Source organism: Pseudoalteromonas sp. SG41-5, from assembly GCF_014164495.1.
Lineage (GTDB): Bacteria > Pseudomonadota > Gammaproteobacteria > Enterobacterales > Alteromonadaceae > Pseudoalteromonas > Pseudoalteromonas rhizosphaerae.
Genome location: NZ_JACJFH010000030.1, coordinates 1 through 17,890, shown reverse-complemented (window position 1 = coordinate 17,890; position 17,890 = coordinate 1). Strand labels below are relative to the sequence as shown.

16 protein-coding genes and 1 pseudogene are annotated in these 17,890 nt (G+C 39.9%); 11 read left to right on the top strand and 6 right to left on the bottom strand.

Annotation, left to right across the window (positions count from 1 at the left end):
• The first annotated feature begins 199 nt into the window (after positions 1 to 199).
• From H5232_RS09900 to H5232_RS09875, 6 genes are all read left to right on the top strand, one after another.
• Complete coding sequence (locus tag H5232_RS09900; protein WP_182718349.1) at positions 200 to 871, top strand: PspA/IM30 family protein; 672 nt, start codon at positions 200 to 202, stop codon at positions 869 to 871.
• A gap of 11 nt (positions 872 to 882) precedes the next feature.
• Positions 883 to 1,089 carry a PspC domain-containing protein gene (locus tag H5232_RS09895; protein WP_149983241.1) on the top strand — a complete coding sequence of 69 codons (207 nt, stop codon included), beginning with the start codon at positions 883 to 885 and terminating at the stop codon, positions 1,087 to 1,089.
• Positions 1,090 to 1,098: 9 nt separating this feature from the next.
• Positions 1,099 to 1,422, top strand: coding sequence for a hypothetical protein (locus H5232_RS09890; protein ID WP_145234667.1), 324 nt, complete (start codon positions 1,099 to 1,101; stop codon positions 1,420 to 1,422).
• A gap of 101 nt (positions 1,423 to 1,523) precedes the next feature.
• The gene (locus H5232_RS09885; protein WP_182718348.1) at positions 1,524 to 2,042 is read left to right on the top strand and encodes a copper chaperone PCu(A)C; all 519 of its coding nucleotides are present in this window, start codon (positions 1,524 to 1,526) and stop codon (positions 2,040 to 2,042) included.
• An 8-nt stretch (positions 2,043 to 2,050) separates the two neighbouring features.
• On the top strand, positions 2,051 to 3,037 hold the full coding sequence (locus H5232_RS09880; protein WP_145234671.1) for a DUF2333 family protein: 987 nt from the start codon (positions 2,051 to 2,053) through the stop codon (positions 3,035 to 3,037).
• 3 nt (positions 3,038 to 3,040) lie between these two features.
• Positions 3,041 to 3,814, top strand: a complete 774-nt coding sequence (locus H5232_RS09875) for a TIGR04219 family outer membrane beta-barrel protein (RefSeq protein ID WP_182830830.1) — start codon at positions 3,041 to 3,043, stop codon at positions 3,812 to 3,814.
• 24 nt (positions 3,815 to 3,838) lie between these two features.
• On the opposite strand, the gene H5232_RS09870 is transcribed toward H5232_RS09875, so the two are convergent.
• Positions 3,839 to 4,726: a TIGR03899 family protein gene (locus tag H5232_RS09870; RefSeq protein ID WP_182718347.1), complete on the bottom strand. Its 888-nt coding sequence runs from the start codon at positions 4,724 to 4,726 to the stop codon at positions 3,839 to 3,841.
• Entirely contained in the window at positions 4,695 to 5,198 is a 504-nt protein-coding gene (locus H5232_RS09865) for an SRPBCC family protein (protein WP_246175639.1), read from the bottom strand. Before H5232_RS09865 ends, H5232_RS09870 begins: the two co-directional genes overlap by 32 nt.
• A 268-nt stretch (positions 5,199 to 5,466) precedes the next feature.
• On the opposite strand from H5232_RS09865, the gene H5232_RS09860 reads away from it, so the two are divergent.
• Both H5232_RS09860 and H5232_RS09855 read left to right on the top strand, forming a co-directional pair.
• Positions 5,467 to 7,662: an EAL domain-containing protein gene (locus H5232_RS09860; RefSeq protein WP_182740731.1), complete on the top strand. Its 2,196-nt coding sequence runs from the start codon at positions 5,467 to 5,469 to the stop codon at positions 7,660 to 7,662.
• A 94-nt stretch (positions 7,663 to 7,756) separates the two neighbouring features.
• Positions 7,757 to 9,931, top strand: coding sequence for a YgiQ family radical SAM protein (locus H5232_RS09855; RefSeq protein ID WP_145234682.1), 2,175 nt, complete (start codon positions 7,757 to 7,759; stop codon positions 9,929 to 9,931).
• A gap of 67 nt (positions 9,932 to 9,998) precedes the next feature.
• Here the strand turns inward: H5232_RS09855 and H5232_RS09850 are convergent, their stop codons facing one another.
• The 3 genes from H5232_RS09850 to coaBC form a co-directional block, all read right to left on the bottom strand.
• Complete coding sequence (locus H5232_RS09850) at positions 9,999 to 12,773, bottom strand: prolyl oligopeptidase family serine peptidase (protein ID WP_182718345.1); 2,775 nt, start codon at positions 12,771 to 12,773, stop codon at positions 9,999 to 10,001.
• Between the two features lie 157 nt (positions 12,774 to 12,930).
• Complete coding sequence (slmA, locus tag H5232_RS09845; protein ID WP_182718344.1) at positions 12,931 to 13,518, bottom strand: nucleoid occlusion factor SlmA; 588 nt, start codon at positions 13,516 to 13,518, stop codon at positions 12,931 to 12,933.
• Positions 13,519 to 13,633: 115 nt separating this feature from the next.
• Positions 13,634 to 14,851 carry a bifunctional phosphopantothenoylcysteine decarboxylase/phosphopantothenate--cysteine ligase CoaBC gene (gene coaBC, locus H5232_RS09840; RefSeq protein WP_404936400.1) on the bottom strand — a complete coding sequence of 406 codons (1,218 nt, stop codon included), beginning with the start codon at positions 14,849 to 14,851 and terminating at the stop codon, positions 13,634 to 13,636.
• A 153-nt stretch (positions 14,852 to 15,004) separates the two neighbouring features.
• Between coaBC and radC the strand changes: the two genes are divergently transcribed.
• The 3 genes from radC to rpmG all read left to right on the top strand — a co-directional run bounded on the left by radC (position 15,005) and on the right by rpmG (position 16,360).
• Positions 15,005 to 15,679, top strand: a complete 675-nt coding sequence (gene radC, locus H5232_RS09835) for a DNA repair protein RadC (protein WP_169020545.1) — start codon at positions 15,005 to 15,007, stop codon at positions 15,677 to 15,679.
• A gap of 277 nt (positions 15,680 to 15,956) precedes the next feature.
• Positions 15,957 to 16,193, top strand: coding sequence for a 50S ribosomal protein L28 (gene rpmB, locus H5232_RS09830; protein ID WP_004335549.1), 237 nt, complete (start codon positions 15,957 to 15,959; stop codon positions 16,191 to 16,193).
• A gap of 11 nt (positions 16,194 to 16,204) precedes the next feature.
• Positions 16,205 to 16,360 carry a 50S ribosomal protein L33 gene (gene rpmG / locus H5232_RS09825; RefSeq protein WP_004335545.1) on the top strand — a complete coding sequence of 52 codons (156 nt, stop codon included), beginning with the start codon at positions 16,205 to 16,207 and terminating at the stop codon, positions 16,358 to 16,360.
• A 251-nt stretch (positions 16,361 to 16,611) separates the two neighbouring features.
• Here rpmG and H5232_RS09820 read toward each other — a convergent pair.
• Positions 16,612 to 17,673 (bottom strand): annotated as a pseudogene (locus H5232_RS09820) (GGDEF domain-containing protein).
• Positions 17,674 to 17,890: the final 217 nt, after the last annotated feature.

Below are 17,890 nucleotides of genomic sequence, written 5' to 3'. Positions count from 1 at the left end.
TTTTTTTGATCCTAAAATTTAGTCAAAATATCACTTTTTTAGTTAATTTAACGTATTTTAATTCAGCTAAACGTCACTTTTAAATTGATGTTATCTTTCTATCCTATTGTTATTTATTGTTTTAGTTGTTTTTCTAACGACATGGCATAAGTCTTGGAATCTCCTTGGTGTAATCACCCATAATCAACAGGAGAAAATCATGGGCCTAATGAATCGTGTTAATGATCTAATTCAATCAAACTTGGTCGCTGTGCTTGATAAGGCAGAGGATCCAGCAAAACTACTTAATTTACTTATTATCGAGATGCAACAAGCTCTGAATGAGTGTCGTACTACTACTGCAGCGATTTTGTGTGAAGAAAAAGCATTGAAACGCCAGCAAAGTGATAAGTTAACATCCATAGCACAATGGCAAGAAAAAGCCGAAATAGCCGTTAGTAAAGGCCGAGATGATTTAGCCACAGCCGCATTAAAAGAAAAGCAGCGTGTAGTCGCTGATATGGCAGCTGTTGAACCTGAGCTTGTTAAATTAACCGATTCATTGGCCAAGTTAGCTGACGATGCACAGCGTTTACAAGACAAACTTAGTGCTGCCAAAGCAAAGCGGCAGAGCTTAACTCAGGTGCATAGTGTTTTAAATGCACGAGTACGAGTTAATCAGCAGTTACATAGCGATAAAGTGGCACATGCACTGTCGCGTTTTGATGTGATTGAGCGCCGAGTTGAGTCAATTGAATCACAAGTGGAAGCATACGAAATGGCTGCAGCTAATCAATCAGACACGGCAACGCAAATTGATGCGCTTGTAAAAGACGAAGCCTTGGATAAAGAGCTTGCAGCACTTAAAGCTAAAGTAAAACAGTCGGCTTAGGAGTTATAAAAATGAATACATTTAATAACAATACTCAATGGTGTAAAGATCCATTAAATAAAAAAATATCGGGAGTATGTAGTGGCTTAGCGCGTCGGTTTGACTTTCCGATTTGGGCAACTCGATTAGCAACTATTGTACTGTTTATTCAGTTCCCACTGTTTATTGGTGCGGGTTATTTAATTGCACATTGTTGTTTAGACAACAAGGTTTATTAGGAGAGCGCCATGAAAATTATTGCACTGTGTCTACTAGCAGCATTGTTTATCGCTTCTAGTCCATTTGAGATAATGCAGTTTGACTCATGGCAGCTCCCTTTGTGGATTGCTGACTTGAGTTGGGTTGGCATTGAACTATTTGGTGCATTAGTCGCTGTGGTGGTCGTTATTGCCATTATTGCGCTGGTTAGTGTTGGTTTGATTGGCGCAGGTCTAATAATAGGAGTCGGCGTGATGCTGGCTTTGTTGTTTGGTTCTGTGATGATCGCATGGCCGCTACTGCTGATTGTTTTTCTGTGTTGGTTAGTCGCGGATAATAAAAAGGTGGCATAGCTTGCCACACAGAGGTTACCTTAAATGCTAATTTAGCTGACTATTTTTTCGCAAATATGCTAAATTTAGCACTTAAAGTGATTATTATAACAAGGATCGAAATGACTCTTAAGCCATTACTAACTATCTTCACAGCGGCTTTTTTAGCTGTAGGCCTATACTCTCCTGTGCTATTTGCCCATGCAGAGCATCAACATGATACAGCAAGTGATATTGTAGTTAGCAATGCCCAAGTAAGGATTTTTTTACCTGGCAGTCAATCCAGTGTTGGTTATTTAACGCTTGTTAATCATGGTGATGCAGCAGTGACATTAACTAAGGCTAGCCTTGAGGGCTTAGGACGAGTTGAAGTACATGAACATCAGCATGTTAATGGTATGATGAAAATGCAAAAAGTAGATGGGTTAGAGATCAAAGCACATCAACAGCTAGATTTTAAGCCAGGTAGTTATCATTTAATGGTTTTTGAACCAAAAGAGCCGTTAAAAATAGGGCAAGAACTCAAACTCACGCTATATTTTAGCAATGGAGATCGTGTATTTACTCAAGCTACCGTGGTTTCATTAGAAAGCCAAGTTGAGCAAGTATCACTATCTGAACAGCACCATACACATCACTAGGAGATTAAATGTCACAACATAAAGGGAAAATTATAGCAGGGCTAATATTAGTTTTTATTTTATTTTATGCCGTATCTGTGTATTGGAGTGTTGAGCCAAGCCGCGTAAATGTGATCACGCAAGCTAAACAGGATGCGCAGCAGCGTGGCGAAAAACTAGTAACAGGTTACACAACAACTACGGCTTTGATTAATGTTGCCAGCACATTATTGAATAAACCTGGTGGCTATTTATCAAATGATGTAATACCTCCGAGTATTCTTATGGATAATATGCCTGCTTGGGAATATGGCGCATTAGAAATGACGCGCGATTTGGCGCTATCAATGCGTAAAGACTTTAGCCGTTCTCAGTCGCAATCGACCGAACATGAAGCTCTAAAAAAAGCCCAGCCCCAATTTAATATTAGTTCAGAAGCATGGGCGTGGCCAAGTGCCGAGAGTGAATACCAAAAAGGCATTGATTTATTAATCGTGTATCGTACTCAAATAGCTGACCAAAACAGCCGTGACAGTCAGTTTTACGCGCGGGCAGACAACCTACGAGGCTGGTTAAAAGAAGCCGAAAAACGCCTTGGTAGTTTAAGTCAGCGGTTAAGTGCCAGCGTTGGTCAAGATCGGTTAAATACTGATTTAGCTGGTGACAAAGAAGCACACCAAGCGACTTATGCACCATTACAAAATCAGATAAAAACCTCTTGGTGGGAAATTGATGATGTGTTTTATGAATCACGCGGTGCAACTTGGGCTTTATTACATTTTTTGCAAGCTGTAGAATATGACTTTGCTGATGTATTAGAGAAAAAGAATGCACGTGTGAGCTTACAACAAATTATACGTGAGCTTGAAGCAACCCAAGAGACTGTTTGGAGTCCGGTGATTTTAAATGGTAATGGTTTTGGTTTTGTTGCTAATCACTCATTAGTAATGGCAAATTATATTTCACGAGCCAATGCGGCTCTTATTGAACTTAGCGAACTTTTAGCGCAAGGATAACACATGAAAAAGTACTGTTTAGCCGCTGCCCTTTCGATGGCATTTTTAGCTCCAGCGGCTCACGCTGACACTCTATTAGGTTTATATGTTGGTGTTGATGGCTGGCAATCTGATAATTCAGGTAGCTTTTCTGATAGCGGTAATATGCAAGACTTTAATTTTGAAGATGAAACCTTCATTAGCTACTACGCAGCGCTTGAGCATCCAATTCCATTAGTGCCAAATATTAAGTTAAAGTATACCGAGCTTGAGTTAAATGGTTTGGGAGATATTCCAAATGGCAGCTCATTTTATTTTGGTGGTAGTGTCTTTGTTAGCGGCTCAAGTGTAAATGCTATCAGTGATTTTTCACATATGGACTATATTCTTTACTACGAAATTTTCGATAATGACTTGTTGTCTATCGACTTAGGTGTAAATGCTAAGCAGTTTGATGGAGAGATATCAGTTACAGGGAAAGTTCAGAATTCGGATGATGAAAAAACAGTAGTTGTTGATTTCTCAGGCTTTGTGCCATTAGTTTATGGTCGTGCTGAAGTAGGCTTACCGTTAACGGGTTTAAGCGTCTTCTTTGAAGGCAGCTTACTTGCTATCGATGATAGCAAAGTACAAGACTACCAAGCGGGTATTGCATGGGCTTTACTTGATAACTTAGCGGTAGATTTAGATATCAAAGCGGGTTACCGTAAAATGACGCTAGAGCTTGATGATATTGATAATCTATATACTAATATTGATGCATCAGGTCCATTTGCCGGCATACAAATTCACTTCTAATTTGTGTGCTTTGGCGTGGTACCGTTATTTAATTGCGTGCCACGCTACTTCAAACTCTTCCTCAAGTGCACTGTTTAACAAGTGCTTATAGGCCTTATTAACTGGCGTGTTAATCAATTTTCTAAGTTCATCACCCGTTTGCGTAAATTTATAGTAACTGAGCACTAAATCGTTATTTTTTGGTTTGAGTGCAATCCGTTGGGTTAAAAATGTCAGATTCATTTCTTGGCCCGCCTTAAGTGCTGCGGATTCAATTTCTTTACGGTAGATTAGGCCGATATCCATCAAAGTTAATACATCAGGAAAGCTGATCCCAGCTTTACCTAAGTTAAACGACACTTTATTGCCTTTGCGTAGCAAATCAAATAGCGAAGGTTTTTTATAAAAGCCTAATAAAATTAAATGGCTATTATCTTTTTCATTATAGCCACAAATCGCGGTACATTTTTGTAATGCATCCGCTTCGCGCTGGGTCATTTGCTTAAGTGTTTGTAAGCTTTTAATTGAAAATGTTCCCGGTGATACCGTTTCTCCCGCTAAAATTTTTGCCCACAGCTTTTGCATTGATTCGTTTGAAGTATCTTCACATAGTGCAATAAAGCGTTCGACCCAATCACTGTCAGGTTGCCCTTTACTAGTTACGTCAGGGCAAAAATCCATTGCCATGGCCATAATCGCTTCAATATTGTGTTGTTGTTTGATAAGGAGCAATTGTTGGCGATGTTGGGCTCTATTGAGTGTTGAGTTATCACTATTGACTTGATAGGGCAGTTTACTTTGCCCTTGTGGGCCATAACTATCATCACTGGTACTGGTAAGGCGAGTCGAACTGGTTTTACTCATCGAGTAACCTAGCTTAGTTTCAATTATATGAGCAAGGTTAATTTTTGCTTGGGCTGTTTGAATCGTCATCGATCTTCTCGCTGTGTGGGGCTATTTGCAGCTGTGCAGTAGTTTTTAAATTATTAAGTCCAAGTTTCACCGTATTTGCCAAAATATATTGGCTAAATAGCGCCAAGTAACCACCTAAAATTGAAGTAGTAACTTCGCCATCTAGTGAGCATGTCACTTGATTACCATTAGCTAGTGGTGAAAAAGAGACCACACCTGTAACAATATGCTCTTCATTAAAGAGAATATTAAAATTGATTTTAGTGCTGCTTATATTGGTAATCGTCATTTCACCAAATCCCCAGCTACTTTGCCAAAATTGATGAGCACCAACGCCAGAGCTCGGCTCTCCAAGCGTGAAAACAATACTCGGATCTACTTTTTGCCAAGGTGACCAGCTAGACCACTTGGTAAAATCACTAAGTAACGGGGTGATATCTGTTTGCGGAGCATGAATTTCAATGCTCTTTTGTACTTGGTATTGCTGTGGCAATAGCAGCCCAATTACCAAAAGAATTAAAGTAATCAGAAAAATAAATTTAGTAATTCTGGGTAAAATATTAATGGCTGTTCCTTAAATTATAAATTCCACTGTCGCACAGCAAGCTGCTGAATATCGACTATAATCTGTAAATCAATATTCATTAATCATCGACATTAATACTGTATCATAAGTTAAATAGTGATAACTTATTAGTCAATAACTGAATTGTCTCAATATTAAATGATGGCGCGTAATATTTGAATTTAAAGGATTTGGAATGACGTCAGAACACAATGATTTTTTGTTTTTTAACCATGAAGATGAGCCTCATGAAGAGGTTGTGCCCAAAGATTACTGGGATGTTCTGATTGTTGATGACGATCCTGAAATTCACACTGTAACAGAACTAGCACTCTCAGGCGTCGAGTTTTGGGGAAGAACACTGCGTTTTCATCATGCTTATTCTGGCGCTGAAGCAGTTGAAGTGTTAGCTAATACTAATAATGTGTCGGTATTACTGTTAGATGTAGTCATGGAATCCGATGATGCGGGTTTAAAAGTAGTTAAAGAGGTACGTGATACGCTGAAAAATCATAACGTACGAATTATCTTACGAACGGGTCAGCCTGGATATGCGCCTGAAGAACAGGTGATCCGAGAATATGATATCAATGATTATAAAACTAAAACCGAACTTACCCGCAGTAAGCTAGTTACCTCGTTAGTTACAGCTATTCGCTCATACGAACAAGTTTGCCAACTTGAATATCAAAGCAAAGCGTTAAATAATATTCTGTTAGCCTCAAAGGCAATTTTAGGTTTTACCGACATTAAAGCATTTACTATGGCGGTGATTAAGCAGCTCTCGGTAATTTTAGATTGTGCGCCAAGGGGGGTTGTGTGTGGCAGTCTGGATGATAGTTATCAAGTTCAAGTGTTGGGTGGTTGCGCTGAGTTTAGTGCTTTTATTGGCCAAGGTGTAGAACAACTTGATGATGGGCGGATTATTTTGCAAGTGCAAAATTGTTTTGAGTTTGGCGAACATCAGCACACTGAGCACGACACTACGTTTTTATTGAAAAGTAAAAATCGTCAGGCTGCTATTTACTTAGAGTACGTTAGCCAACCAAGCTTAACACAATTGCAATTTGCTGAAATTTTCTTAACAAACGTCAGTGTAGGCTTAGATAACGTCAGACTTTTTAATAAACTCAGAGATGCAGCCTACAAAGATGTGTTAACAGGTCTTGCCAATAGAACTGATTTTATTGAACAAATTGAAAAGTATCATCGATTAAATAGTAACGAGTATCTATTTATTCTAATTGATGTCGCTCATTTTTCAGACATCAACAATGGTCTGGGTCAAGAAGTGGGTAATCACTTACTTACATCAATCGTTGAGCGACTCAAACAAGAATACCCAAACGCTAAATTACTGTCACGGATTGGTGCAGATGTATTTGGTTTTTTAATTGAGCGCGATGGATTTGATCTAAACGAATTAAGTGAAAATTTAAGCTTACCGTTTGCAGCAGCAGAGCATCTGTTACCGGTTAATTTTAAAATTGGTTTGTGCGAGCAACTGGACTTTCAAACCACCGGTATTGAAACACTTAAGCTTGCGTATATTGCACTCAATCACGCTAAAAAAGGTAATCAGGGGAATGCTGTTTGTTATACACCCGATATGGAAGAGCAAATGGCTTGGCGATTAGGGATTATTCGCCAGCTTCGCCAAGACTTTGAAAATAATAAATTGGAAGTATGGTATCAACCGCAATTGGCGTTTAGTGATTTGTCATTAAAAGGCTGTGAAGCATTACTACGTTGGCCATCGGGACAAGGTAACTATATTTCTCCTGCGATTTTTGTACCACTTGCTGAAGATGCCGGGCTAATTGTTGAGATTGGTCAATGGGTATTGGAGCAGGCTTGTCAGCAGCAAAAACGTCTTGAGGTTCAAGGTGTTGAAATTTGTATTGCGGTCAATGTGTCGGTACCGCAATTTAAGGTAAAAGGCTACGCACAACAAGTCAAAGATACTTTGCGAAAATATCAGGTAAACCCAAAAAATATTGAATTAGAAGTTACCGAAAGTGTGGTGATGGATGATCTCTCGATGGTGATTGAAACACTGCAAGATCTAAAAGAGTTTGGTATTGAAGTGGCGATAGATGATTTTGGTACTGGTTTTTCATCACTGAGTTATTTGCAAAAGTTACCGTTGGATAGGTTGAAAATAGATCGTGCATTTGTCAAAGACTTACCCGAAAAAGACAGCGGCGCAATTGCCAAGCTGGTTATAGCTCTTGGCGCGCAGCTCGGATTAAAAACGATTGCAGAAGGTGTTGAAACACAAGCACAAGCTGATTTTCTTAAGCAATTGGGTTGTGATGAAGTGCAAGGTTTTATGTACGCTAAACCGATGCCTGAAGTTGAGCTTATTCAATATATTGAAAGTAAAAAATAATATTATGTTTGATGCCAGTGTAAATAGCTAATATCGCTTGGTGATTAATTCGGGTATACTCTGCGACCTTTTTTAAAGCAATTGGTTACTTTATATGAGCGCACTTAAAGCCAAGCGAGCGTTATTCTCATACCCTAAATATTGGGCTGAGTGTTACGGCACAGCACCATTTTTACCAACTACACGCGAAGAGATGGATGCCCTTGGCTGGGATAGCTGCGATATCATCATTATCAGTGGTGATGCTTATGTAGATCACCCCAGCTTTGGTATGGCGGTAATTGGTCGTGTACTTGAAGCACAAGGTTTTAGGGTCGGTATTATCGCTCAGCCAGAATGGGATTCGAAAGATGCCTTTATGGCTCTTGGTAAGCCTAACTTATTTTTTGGTGTGACTGCCGGTAACATGGACTCGATGATCAACCGCTATACGGCTGAAAAGCGTATGCGCCATGATGATGCCTACACGCCCGGTAATGTGGGTGGCAAGCGTCCTGATCGTGCGGTGATGATTTACTCACAACGATGCCGCGAAGCCTACAAAGGTGTGCCAATTGTAATAGGTGGTATCGAAGCCAGCTTACGTCGAATTGCCCATTATGATTACTGGCAAGAAAAAGTTCGCCGTAGTATTTTATTTGATGCCAAAGCCGATATTCTTATTTACGGTAATGCTGAGCGACCATTAATAGAAGTTGCTCATCGTATTGCCGCCGGCGAAACGATGGATACCATTCAAGATATCCGTGGTACGGCGGTTATTCGTAAAGAGCCATTACCGGGCTGGCGTGGTAGTGATTCCACCGCGATTGATAAAATTGGTAAAATTGACCCAATTCCAAACCCATATGGTGCGGATGATGTGGGTTGTAGCAAAAGCGAATTTAAAAAAGCGGGTATTGATTTACAAGCTGAAGCGGCAAAACCAATTACCATTCAGCCAGCGCGTCCTAAACCTTGGGAAAAAACCTACGTTAAGCTACCTGCGTTTGAGCAAGTGAGTGTTAATAAACCACTGTACGCTCATGCATCACGTATTTTACATCAAGAAACGAACCCAGGTTGTGCTCGAGCGTTATTCCAACGCCATGGCGATCGTTCTATTTGGGTTAACCCACCTGCGTATCCGCTTGAAACACATGAAATGGATGCGGTGTTTGGATTGCCTTATCAGCGTGTTCCGCATCCAAGTTATGGTACTGCAAAAATCCCCGCTTACGACATGATCAAAACCTCAGTTAATATTATGCGAGGTTGTTTTGGTGGCTGTAGTTTCTGTTCAATTACTGAGCATGAAGGACGGATCATTCAAAGTCGTTCACAAGAATCGATTATTGAAGAAATCGAACAAATTCGTGACAAAGTACCAGGGTTTACTGGGGTTATTTCGGACCTTGGTGGGCCAACTGCTAACATGTATAAACTGCGTTGTAAGAGCAAAAAAGCTGAGAGTACCTGCCGACGTTTATCATGTGTATATCCTGATATTTGTAAGCATATGGATACCGACCATACACCGACTATCGAGTTGTATAAAAAGGCCCGTGAAGTTAAGGGGATTAAAAAAATCCTAATAGCCTCTGGTGTTCGCTACGATTTAGCTGTGCAAGACCCTCGTTACGTCAAAGAACTTGTAACCCATCATGTTGGTGGTTATTTAAAGATAGCGCCTGAGCATACCGAAGACGGGCCATTATCTAAGATGATGAAACCAGGCATGGGCGCATATGATCAGTTTAAAGAGCTTTTTGATAAATACTCAAAAGAAGCAGGGAAAAAGCAGTACCTGATCCCTTATTTTATTTCTGCGCATCCTGGCACTAAAGACGAAGACATGGTGAACATGGCGTTGTGGTTAAAGTCGAACGATTTTAAACTAGATCAAGTGCAAAATTTTTATCCGTCACCAATGGCTAATGCCACCACGATTTATCACACTGGGATGAACTCGCTGCGTAATATTAAAAATAATACTGAGCAAGTGCCGGTGCCAAAAGGCGCGCGTCAACGTCGTTTACATAAAGCGATATTGCGTTATCACGACCCAGCAGGTTGGCCGATGATCCGTGAAGCACTGCGTAGTATGGGCAAAGCTAAGTTGATTGGTAAAGGTCCAAACTGCTTAGTGCCAGAAGAAACCCGTGACGAAAAATCGCTTAAAGCAGGTAAAGGCGGGCGTCCAGCGCTTAGTCGTCACACCGGATTTAGCCAGTTTAAAAAAGCCAATACCAAACCTAAGGTTGGCGGTAATCGTCAGCGGGCTAGGTAGTTTTAGGTAAATAAAAAACGCCCAGCATTTGCTGGGCGTTTTAGTTTATGGCTGCTTATTCTTCAGCTTATTCTTCAATGAAAGCTTCGCCTTCGGTCATCCACTTAGCGGCAGGCTTGCCTTTTAAGTAGTGATCAAAGTACTGCATCATCCGAATTGAAAAATCCACTTGGTTAGGGAATTTCTTTAAGTGGTGTGGTTCACCTTCATACTGCAAAAACGTCGCATCTTTGCCTGCACGGCGCAGCGCTAAATAATACTGTACGCCTTCGTGCCATGGTACAGCATCATCTTTATCACCAAACATAATTAAGATTGGTGTATTTACTTTATCAGCGAAGAATACCGGTGAGTTTTCGATGTAAAGCTCTGGCGCTTCAAACAAGGTTTTACCGATACGGCTTTGCCCAGTTTCATATTGGAACTGACGCGCTAATCCAGATTTTAAGCGAATACCGCTGTAAGCGCTGGTCATGTTTGACACGGGCGCACCCGATACTACCGCTTTGAACATATCAGTTTGGGTGATCATAAAGGCACTTTGATAGCCCGCCCATGAATGCCCTTGTAAGCCAATTTTATCAGGGTCAGCGATACCTAAATCAATCAGCTTTTGGGTGGCGTTGATCATGGTTTGCGTTGATGATTTACCTGGGTGACCAATTTCAAAGCGAATATCAGGTAAGAAAATCGCGTAACCGTTCGAAGTAAACATTGGGAAGTTAGGGCGGTGGTTTAATTCCATTTTAGGGAAATCAAACATGCGTTGACTCATATAACGGTAAAAATACACCACCACTGGCACTTTATCGCCCTTTTTATAGCCCGCAGGCTTTATCAATACGCCTTGTAAGTCTTCACCATCGAAGCCTTTATAGCTAATTAGCTCCGGTTTTTGCCCCCACGCAAAGTCGTTAACTTGTGGGTTTAAGTTAGTAACGCGTTGTGGCTTTTTAAAGCTAAAATCAGTTTGATAAAAGTCAGGGAACTGCTGATAAGTTTGCTCAGTGAATAGGTATTTATCGGCATTTTTAGCTTTTTTTACCACGTCAAAACGTTTTTTACCGCTTAATACTTTGCTGATCGAGTTATCAGCAAGATTGAGTTTTGCTATTTCAGTTTGCTTTTGCTGTAAGTTTGTAGCGCTAAGTAGTAAAGTTTCATCTTGTTTAAAGCCTACTTGGTCTTTATCAAGTTTGATGACTCGATATTGCGTGTTGTTTTCTTTGCCTTGTGTAAGGCGTGTGGCTTTGAGAGTTTTAACGTCAAATGCCCAGATATCGTATTTGCTATATACCAGCACTTGGCTGCTATCAGTTAACCAACCGGCAAAACCATAACCCGGTTGAGTTGAAGGGTAATCGTGCTGATCATCAGCGAACGTTGCTTTAATCGCTGTTGTTAAGGTACTGACTTTATTGTTACCTAAGTCTTTGAGTTGCACTTGGCTATTTTCAAAGTAAGCAGCAAATTGTCCACTGGGTGATAGGCTGGGCCTAAACGGGTAATCACTGATAATCGCTTTACGCTCACCATTTTGCACATTGACTGCATAGTAGTCAGCAAAAAAACCGCCATACATAATACGTTTAAGATAAGGTAAATTTGAAGAGCCAAGTAACGCAGTGCGATTGTTGGTATTGAGTGCCACATCTGGCATGTCAGTGTTACTTAGTTGCGCAACTTGTTTGCCATTAAGATGGTAAACGGCTTGATAATGACGATTTTTATTGCTCTCGTTCCATTGTTGCTCTTCGCGGGGTTTAATTTCGGCATCGTTGTTATGCCAAACGTGAAGGCCTTTTTGGTCGCGTATCGTATCGTAATCAAATAACGAGGCTTGATCGGTGTATTTCTTTTCTTTAATTTTTTCCGCTAACTTAGGGTGATTTTCAAAGTACAGGCGTTCACCGTCTTCAGACCAGCTCAATTTTGCTGTTTTACCAATAGTCCAATCTTTTTCAGGAGCAGCAATATTTGTAAGCTGTTCGTTTTGCCACAGTTTTAGCTGATGATCGCGACGGCGCATATCGTCATTTACATAATTACCCAGTGTAAATGCGGCAATATTCTTAGTTGGATGCCACACTATTTTGTTTGCAACAACGCCTGGTTCATCAATTAATACACTCGTATCAAATGTTTGGTTTAATGTAATTAATGCTACTTGGTTATCGTTACCGTCAGGATAGCTTTGGCTGACAAGAAGCTCGCTGCCAAATGTATTGATTGCGTAACTAAATACGCTATTTACTGTATGAGTTGTTTTGTCTTTTAAATTTACAACAATGAGCTCAAACGCTTTATCTTTTTTATCAGGTTTGATTTCACTGGTTTTAGCGGTGTTTTTTGTGTCATCAATATCTTTACTATCAGCGTCTTTATCTGCTTTTTCATCAAAGCGATAAGCTAACCAGTTACCATCATCAGAGAGCTGGTAATCTTTTACGTTCTCAAAAACTTGTTGTTCCCCCGTTATTGTATTAACGAGTACTAGATTGTTTTTTAAGGTGTCTTTCTTTTTTGTGGTTTCTTTTTCAAGCAAAGTAGGGACTTGGGTGAATGCTACCCAGTTAGCTGCTTTGTTGATCTGAGGTTTAGTGCCGCGCTCAATTTCTGCAAGTAATTTATTATTGTTTAAGGTATAGACTTGGCCTGTTGCATCGCCACGGTATGGGGTTGCACTAAAGCTCAGTACTTCACCATTTTCAGATAATTGCGTTGTTTTAGCTGCTTTGAAATCGAATACATCTTTAAATTGTAGCGGCTCTTTTGCGGATGCCATGGCACTGCCAAGGCTTGCAACCAGTGCTACGCTGAGTAGTGAAAGTTGTGCTTTCATTGTTACTTCTCGTTTTGTTTCATCTGCATCATCATAACGAGTTTGTTCAACAATTCGAGTAGAAACGATAAGCGGTCGAAAATAAAGGTTGAAAGTAACATTTATAAAAAAACCTTGTAGGAAAACCGACAAGGTTGATAATTTTAGGAGCTAGGAGTTAAAGCCATATTTTTTGTAATTCTAACCACTGTTTTTCAAATTGCGCGCTAGGTTTTGCTTTAAAGTCACTGCGGACAAATTGGTTCATCTTGCCTTCAATGTAGGCAAGTAAAAAGTTGGCAATGGTTAACTCATCACTTTGAAAGGTTTTACCTTCGCGAAGTTTACGCTCGCGTAGTACTTGTTTTAGTTGTGTTTCAAGCTTTTCAAACAAGCTTTGTACACGCTCACGCAAGCGTTCTTGTTCACCTTGCAAGGCGTCGCCGGTCAAAATACGAGTGATCCCCGGATTTTTCTCAGCAAATGCCAGTAGTAGCAATAAAATATTATAGATACGGCTTTGAGTTTCTTTTTCGTTTTCAAGAATGAGATTTATGCGCGACAACAAAGTGTCTTCAATAAACTCTATTAAGCCTTCAAACATCCGTGCTTTACTCGGGAAATGACGATAAAGCGCAGCTTCAGAAACGCCTACCTCAGCAGCTAATTTTGCTGTGGTGATACGTTGACCTAGGCTGGTTTCTAACATTTGTGCGAGTGCTTGTAGTATTTGCTCTTTGCGATTACTTCTTTTTGTCGCAGGCATGAACATTCCTTTCTTTATAATTATTTACTTAGCTTTTGGCGGCTACTTATCACTCACTTTTTGAGCAAGCGATAAGGGCTATGTTAATGTTTTATTCAGTTTCTTTCCAGCCTTTTTACAATCGTTTAGCAAGCTCACTCATTACACTCAGTGCTAATGCGCTTTTGGTATCGACGGGCAGTTCTTTTTGTTCATTATGCCAGAACAGTGTTAAAGCATTATGATCTGAATTAAAACCAAGGCCCGTTTGTGATACATCGTTAGCGCAGATCATATCGAGGTTTTTATTGCTGAGTTTGCCTTTCGCATAGCTTGCGACATCTTGAGTTTCTGCGGCAAAGCCAACTGTATATGGGCGACCCTCTGTAAGGCTAGCAACTGCGGCAATTACATCTGGATTTTTAACTAAAGTGAGAGTCAGTTCATCGCCTTGTTTTTTCATTTTTTGCTCGGCTATCGCTGCGGCGCGATAATCGGCAACCGCGGCGCAACCAATAAAAGCATCCGATTTGGGAGCAAAAATAAGTGATTGTTCAAGTAGTTGCTCAGCGGTCTCAATGTTTATTAGGTTTACACCTGGTGGTGGCGCAATTGTTACCGGACCTGAAATCAGGTTAACCGTTGCACCTAAACTAACTGCCGCATGTGCAAGCCCAAAGCCCATTTTCCCAGAGCTGTGATTTGATATAAAACGCACCGGATCAAGTGGCTCACGAGTTGGCCCTGCGGTGATTGTAATTGTTTTACCAGCTAGTAGTTGCGGTTGCGAAGGTTGCGTGCATAGTGCCACTAACTGATGTGGTTCAAGCATTCGCCCTGCACCTACATCACCACATGCTTGTTCACCCTTACCTGGGCCCCAAATTGCAATGCCACGCTGTTTTAAAGTTGCTAGGTTAGCTTGAGTTGCTGGGTGGGCATACATTTGTTGATTCATTGCAGGCGCCACTGCTACTTTTGCGGGGGTTGCCAGCAATAGAGTGGTGAGTAAATCATCTGCAATGCCGACTGCCATTTTTGCGATGATATTAGATGTGGCAGGAGCGACTAATATTAAATCAGCCCATTTAGCAAATTCAATATGGCCCATAGCGGCTTCAGCAGATGGATCGAGCAAAGAGTCTGAGACCATTTCACCACTTACGGCCTGCATGGTAAGCGGAGTAATAAAGTGCTTAGCTGACTCAGTCATCACCACTTTGACATCACAACCATGATCTTTTAAACGTCTAACAAGTTCGGCGCATTTGTAGGCGGCAATACCACCGCTGATACCAAGTACAATTTTTTTATTTACTAATTCTATCGCTAAATTGGTCATTAACTTTGTCATACTCTGATAAAACTGTTTGTCGATATGCGCTAACGATAGCAAATCTTTGCCTTGGGGACGAAGTTTTAATATGGAATTTATTCGCAGTTTTACAGGCGAAATTTTATTTTTGCATTACAGTTAAATTATAAATCATTTTTCAGGGACGAAATAATGCAGCTCACCTCTTTACCAAGTAGCCAGCGACCACGCGAAAAGTTATTGGCGAAAGGGGCTAAGTCGTTAAGCGATGCCGAGTTATTAGCGATATTTTTGCGAACGGGTTTGCCGGGCATGAATGTAGTTGAGTTAGCACAACATTTAATGACACAAAATCAAACACTGCATAACTTATTTAATGCATCAATCGATGATTTTTGTGCACAAAAAGGACTGGGCACAGCAAAATTTGTGCAACTTCAAGCAGTACTGGAGTTGAGTCGTCGTTATATGATGGAGCAATGCCAGCGCGAAGCAGTATTTAATTCACCGCAATCAGTATATGACTATTTAACGATTGAGCTGCGAGGCTTGCAGCAAGAAGTGTTTATGGTGTTGTATTTAGATAGTCAGAATCGCTTAATTAAAGAAGAAACACTTTTTTATGGCACTATTAATGCGGCATCTGTTTACCCAAGAGAAGTCGTCAAAGCGGCTTTAAAAAATAACGCTGCGGCACTTATTCTGGCTCATAATCATCCATCAGGTATTGCTGAACCAAGCCAAGCTGATAAATTAATTACCACTAAATTGCAGCAAGCTTTGCAATTAGTCGATATAAATATTTTAGATCACATCGTTGTTGGGGGAGATAATTGTGTTTCGTTTGCAGAACGAGGCTTGATTTAAGCGTATTCAAATCACTAAGCGTGTTAAAAATGAGCGGTTTAGTGCTTATTTGCAAATTAGTTTAATTTAAATGCAGTTTTTACTTTCCCTAAGGGCATTCGATCTTTATAATTAGCCGCTATCAAATTTACACATGAGCTGGTTGGATTAGATCAATCACTTGATCTTTGCCTGTATAAGCTGTATAAAGAGCGCCCTTCGATTTATCCCTGGGGCACAAAATACATAGCCTAGGGGACAAATTAAGCTCGAGCGAAGTTATTGGAGATATATAGACATGTCTAAAGTATGTCAAGTTACAGGTAAGCGTCCTGCGGTTGGTAATCACCGTTCACACGCGAGAAACGCGACTAGACGTCGTTTCCTACCTAACCTACAAACACACCGTTTTTGGGTTGAAAGTGAAAAACGTTTTGTAACATTACGCACTACTACTAAAGGTATGCGTATTATCGATAAAAAAGGCATCGACACGGTTCTTACTGAAATCCGTGCTCGCGGCGTAAAAGTTTAAGGACCTGAGTCATGCGTGATAAGATCCGTTTAGTTTCTACAGCTGGTACTGGTTTTTTCTACACTACCGACAAGAACAAGCGTAACATGCCGGAAAAAATGGAAATCAAAAAGTTTGATCCAAAAATCCGTAAACATGTTCTTTTCAAAGAAGCTAAAATCAAGTAATTTTAGTTTTCTATGAATATCAAAAACCCAGCTTAGGCTGGGTTTTTTGTTTTTCAAATGCGTAGTTTTTCCGTTCTCGAATCACAGATTATACCAATCGTTTTAAGTTACTGACCATTTATAGCGACAGAAAAACACAGTGATAACAAGGCAGAAATTTTGACATGTAGTTGTTCTACATGAAAAATTACTAACGCAGTTAGCGCTTTATTTAGCGCGCTAGAATAGTTAAATATTTAAGTCGATTGGTATTATTCGTTTATATCATCGTCGACTAATTTTAAAAATGTGTCATAACAGGTAACATGTGCGTTGTTATCGTTGATGCAAACTAAATTTCGGCCGTGATGTTTAGCAAAGTAGAGTGCCTTATCAGCTCGCTCTAATACTTTTAAAACGCTATCATTACTCTTTTGTATAGCGGTTACCCCAAGGCTGATAGTGATAGGCATATTGGCAACTGTATTTGAGCTAATTAAACTCCTTAATTCATTCGCTTGCTTTGCTGCATCCAACAAAGCAGTGTTGAGTAATATTATTACAAACTCTTCACCACCCCAACGAGCGATTAACGCTTACTCACCTATTTTTTGCTGCAACAGATGGGCAAACTCTTTTAGTACTTTATCGCCAACTAAATGCCCGTGGGTATCATTAATTTTTTTGAAATAGTCTATATCACACATAAGTAAACAATGAGATGTTTGAGAGTGCTCGCTTTTAGTTATTAATGCCGATAACTCTGCATCAAATTTTTGTCTGTTATATAACTCAGTCAACTTGTCTGTTTCTGCTAACTTTTTAATTTCGTCATTAAGGTTAGATAAGTTTTGATACGCTAACGAACGTGTTTTTTCGTAAAATCTAAAAATTAGAATATGAGCGATACTGACTTCGATAGTGTTAAATAATGATCCTAACCCTGTGGTTATTGTTTGTTGTTGCTGTGTATAAATTAAGTATGCACAAATAGAGAATGCAATTGCGCTGATGATGCTTCCCCGTTTTCTGCCTATTAAAAAAAATGCAATAGGGGGGATAAGCGTAGCCCATAATATTGAGAATGGATTTCCGCCTACCGAAATTATAAATAACATAGCTAAGCTGCTAGCCATTAATGTAACCGCCCATGCGGTTACATTAACGTTGCCAGATTTGTAAAACCAGAAATAAATAGTTAATGAGATAACAAGTCCTAAACAGTCAATTAAGGCAAGGTCTAATTGCTCGAAATAGAAAACATTGAGTACTGTTAAAATGAAAAAGTAAGCTGTTGAAAATAGTAAAAAATGGGCGATTAAACGTGCTCGCAAAAATCTTTGTGATCCTTTGCAAATTGCGGAGACTTACTGTACCAAAACCCTAACATAAATGAATATTACCTAATTATTTATGATGTTAAGTATTACTTATTTGCAGAGTCCTGTGTAGCACAAATATTAACTGATAAGTTTTAGGTATAAAAAAACCTTGCAGGAAAAACCCACAAGGTTAATATTTTTAGCACCTAGCACCTAGCACCTAGCACCT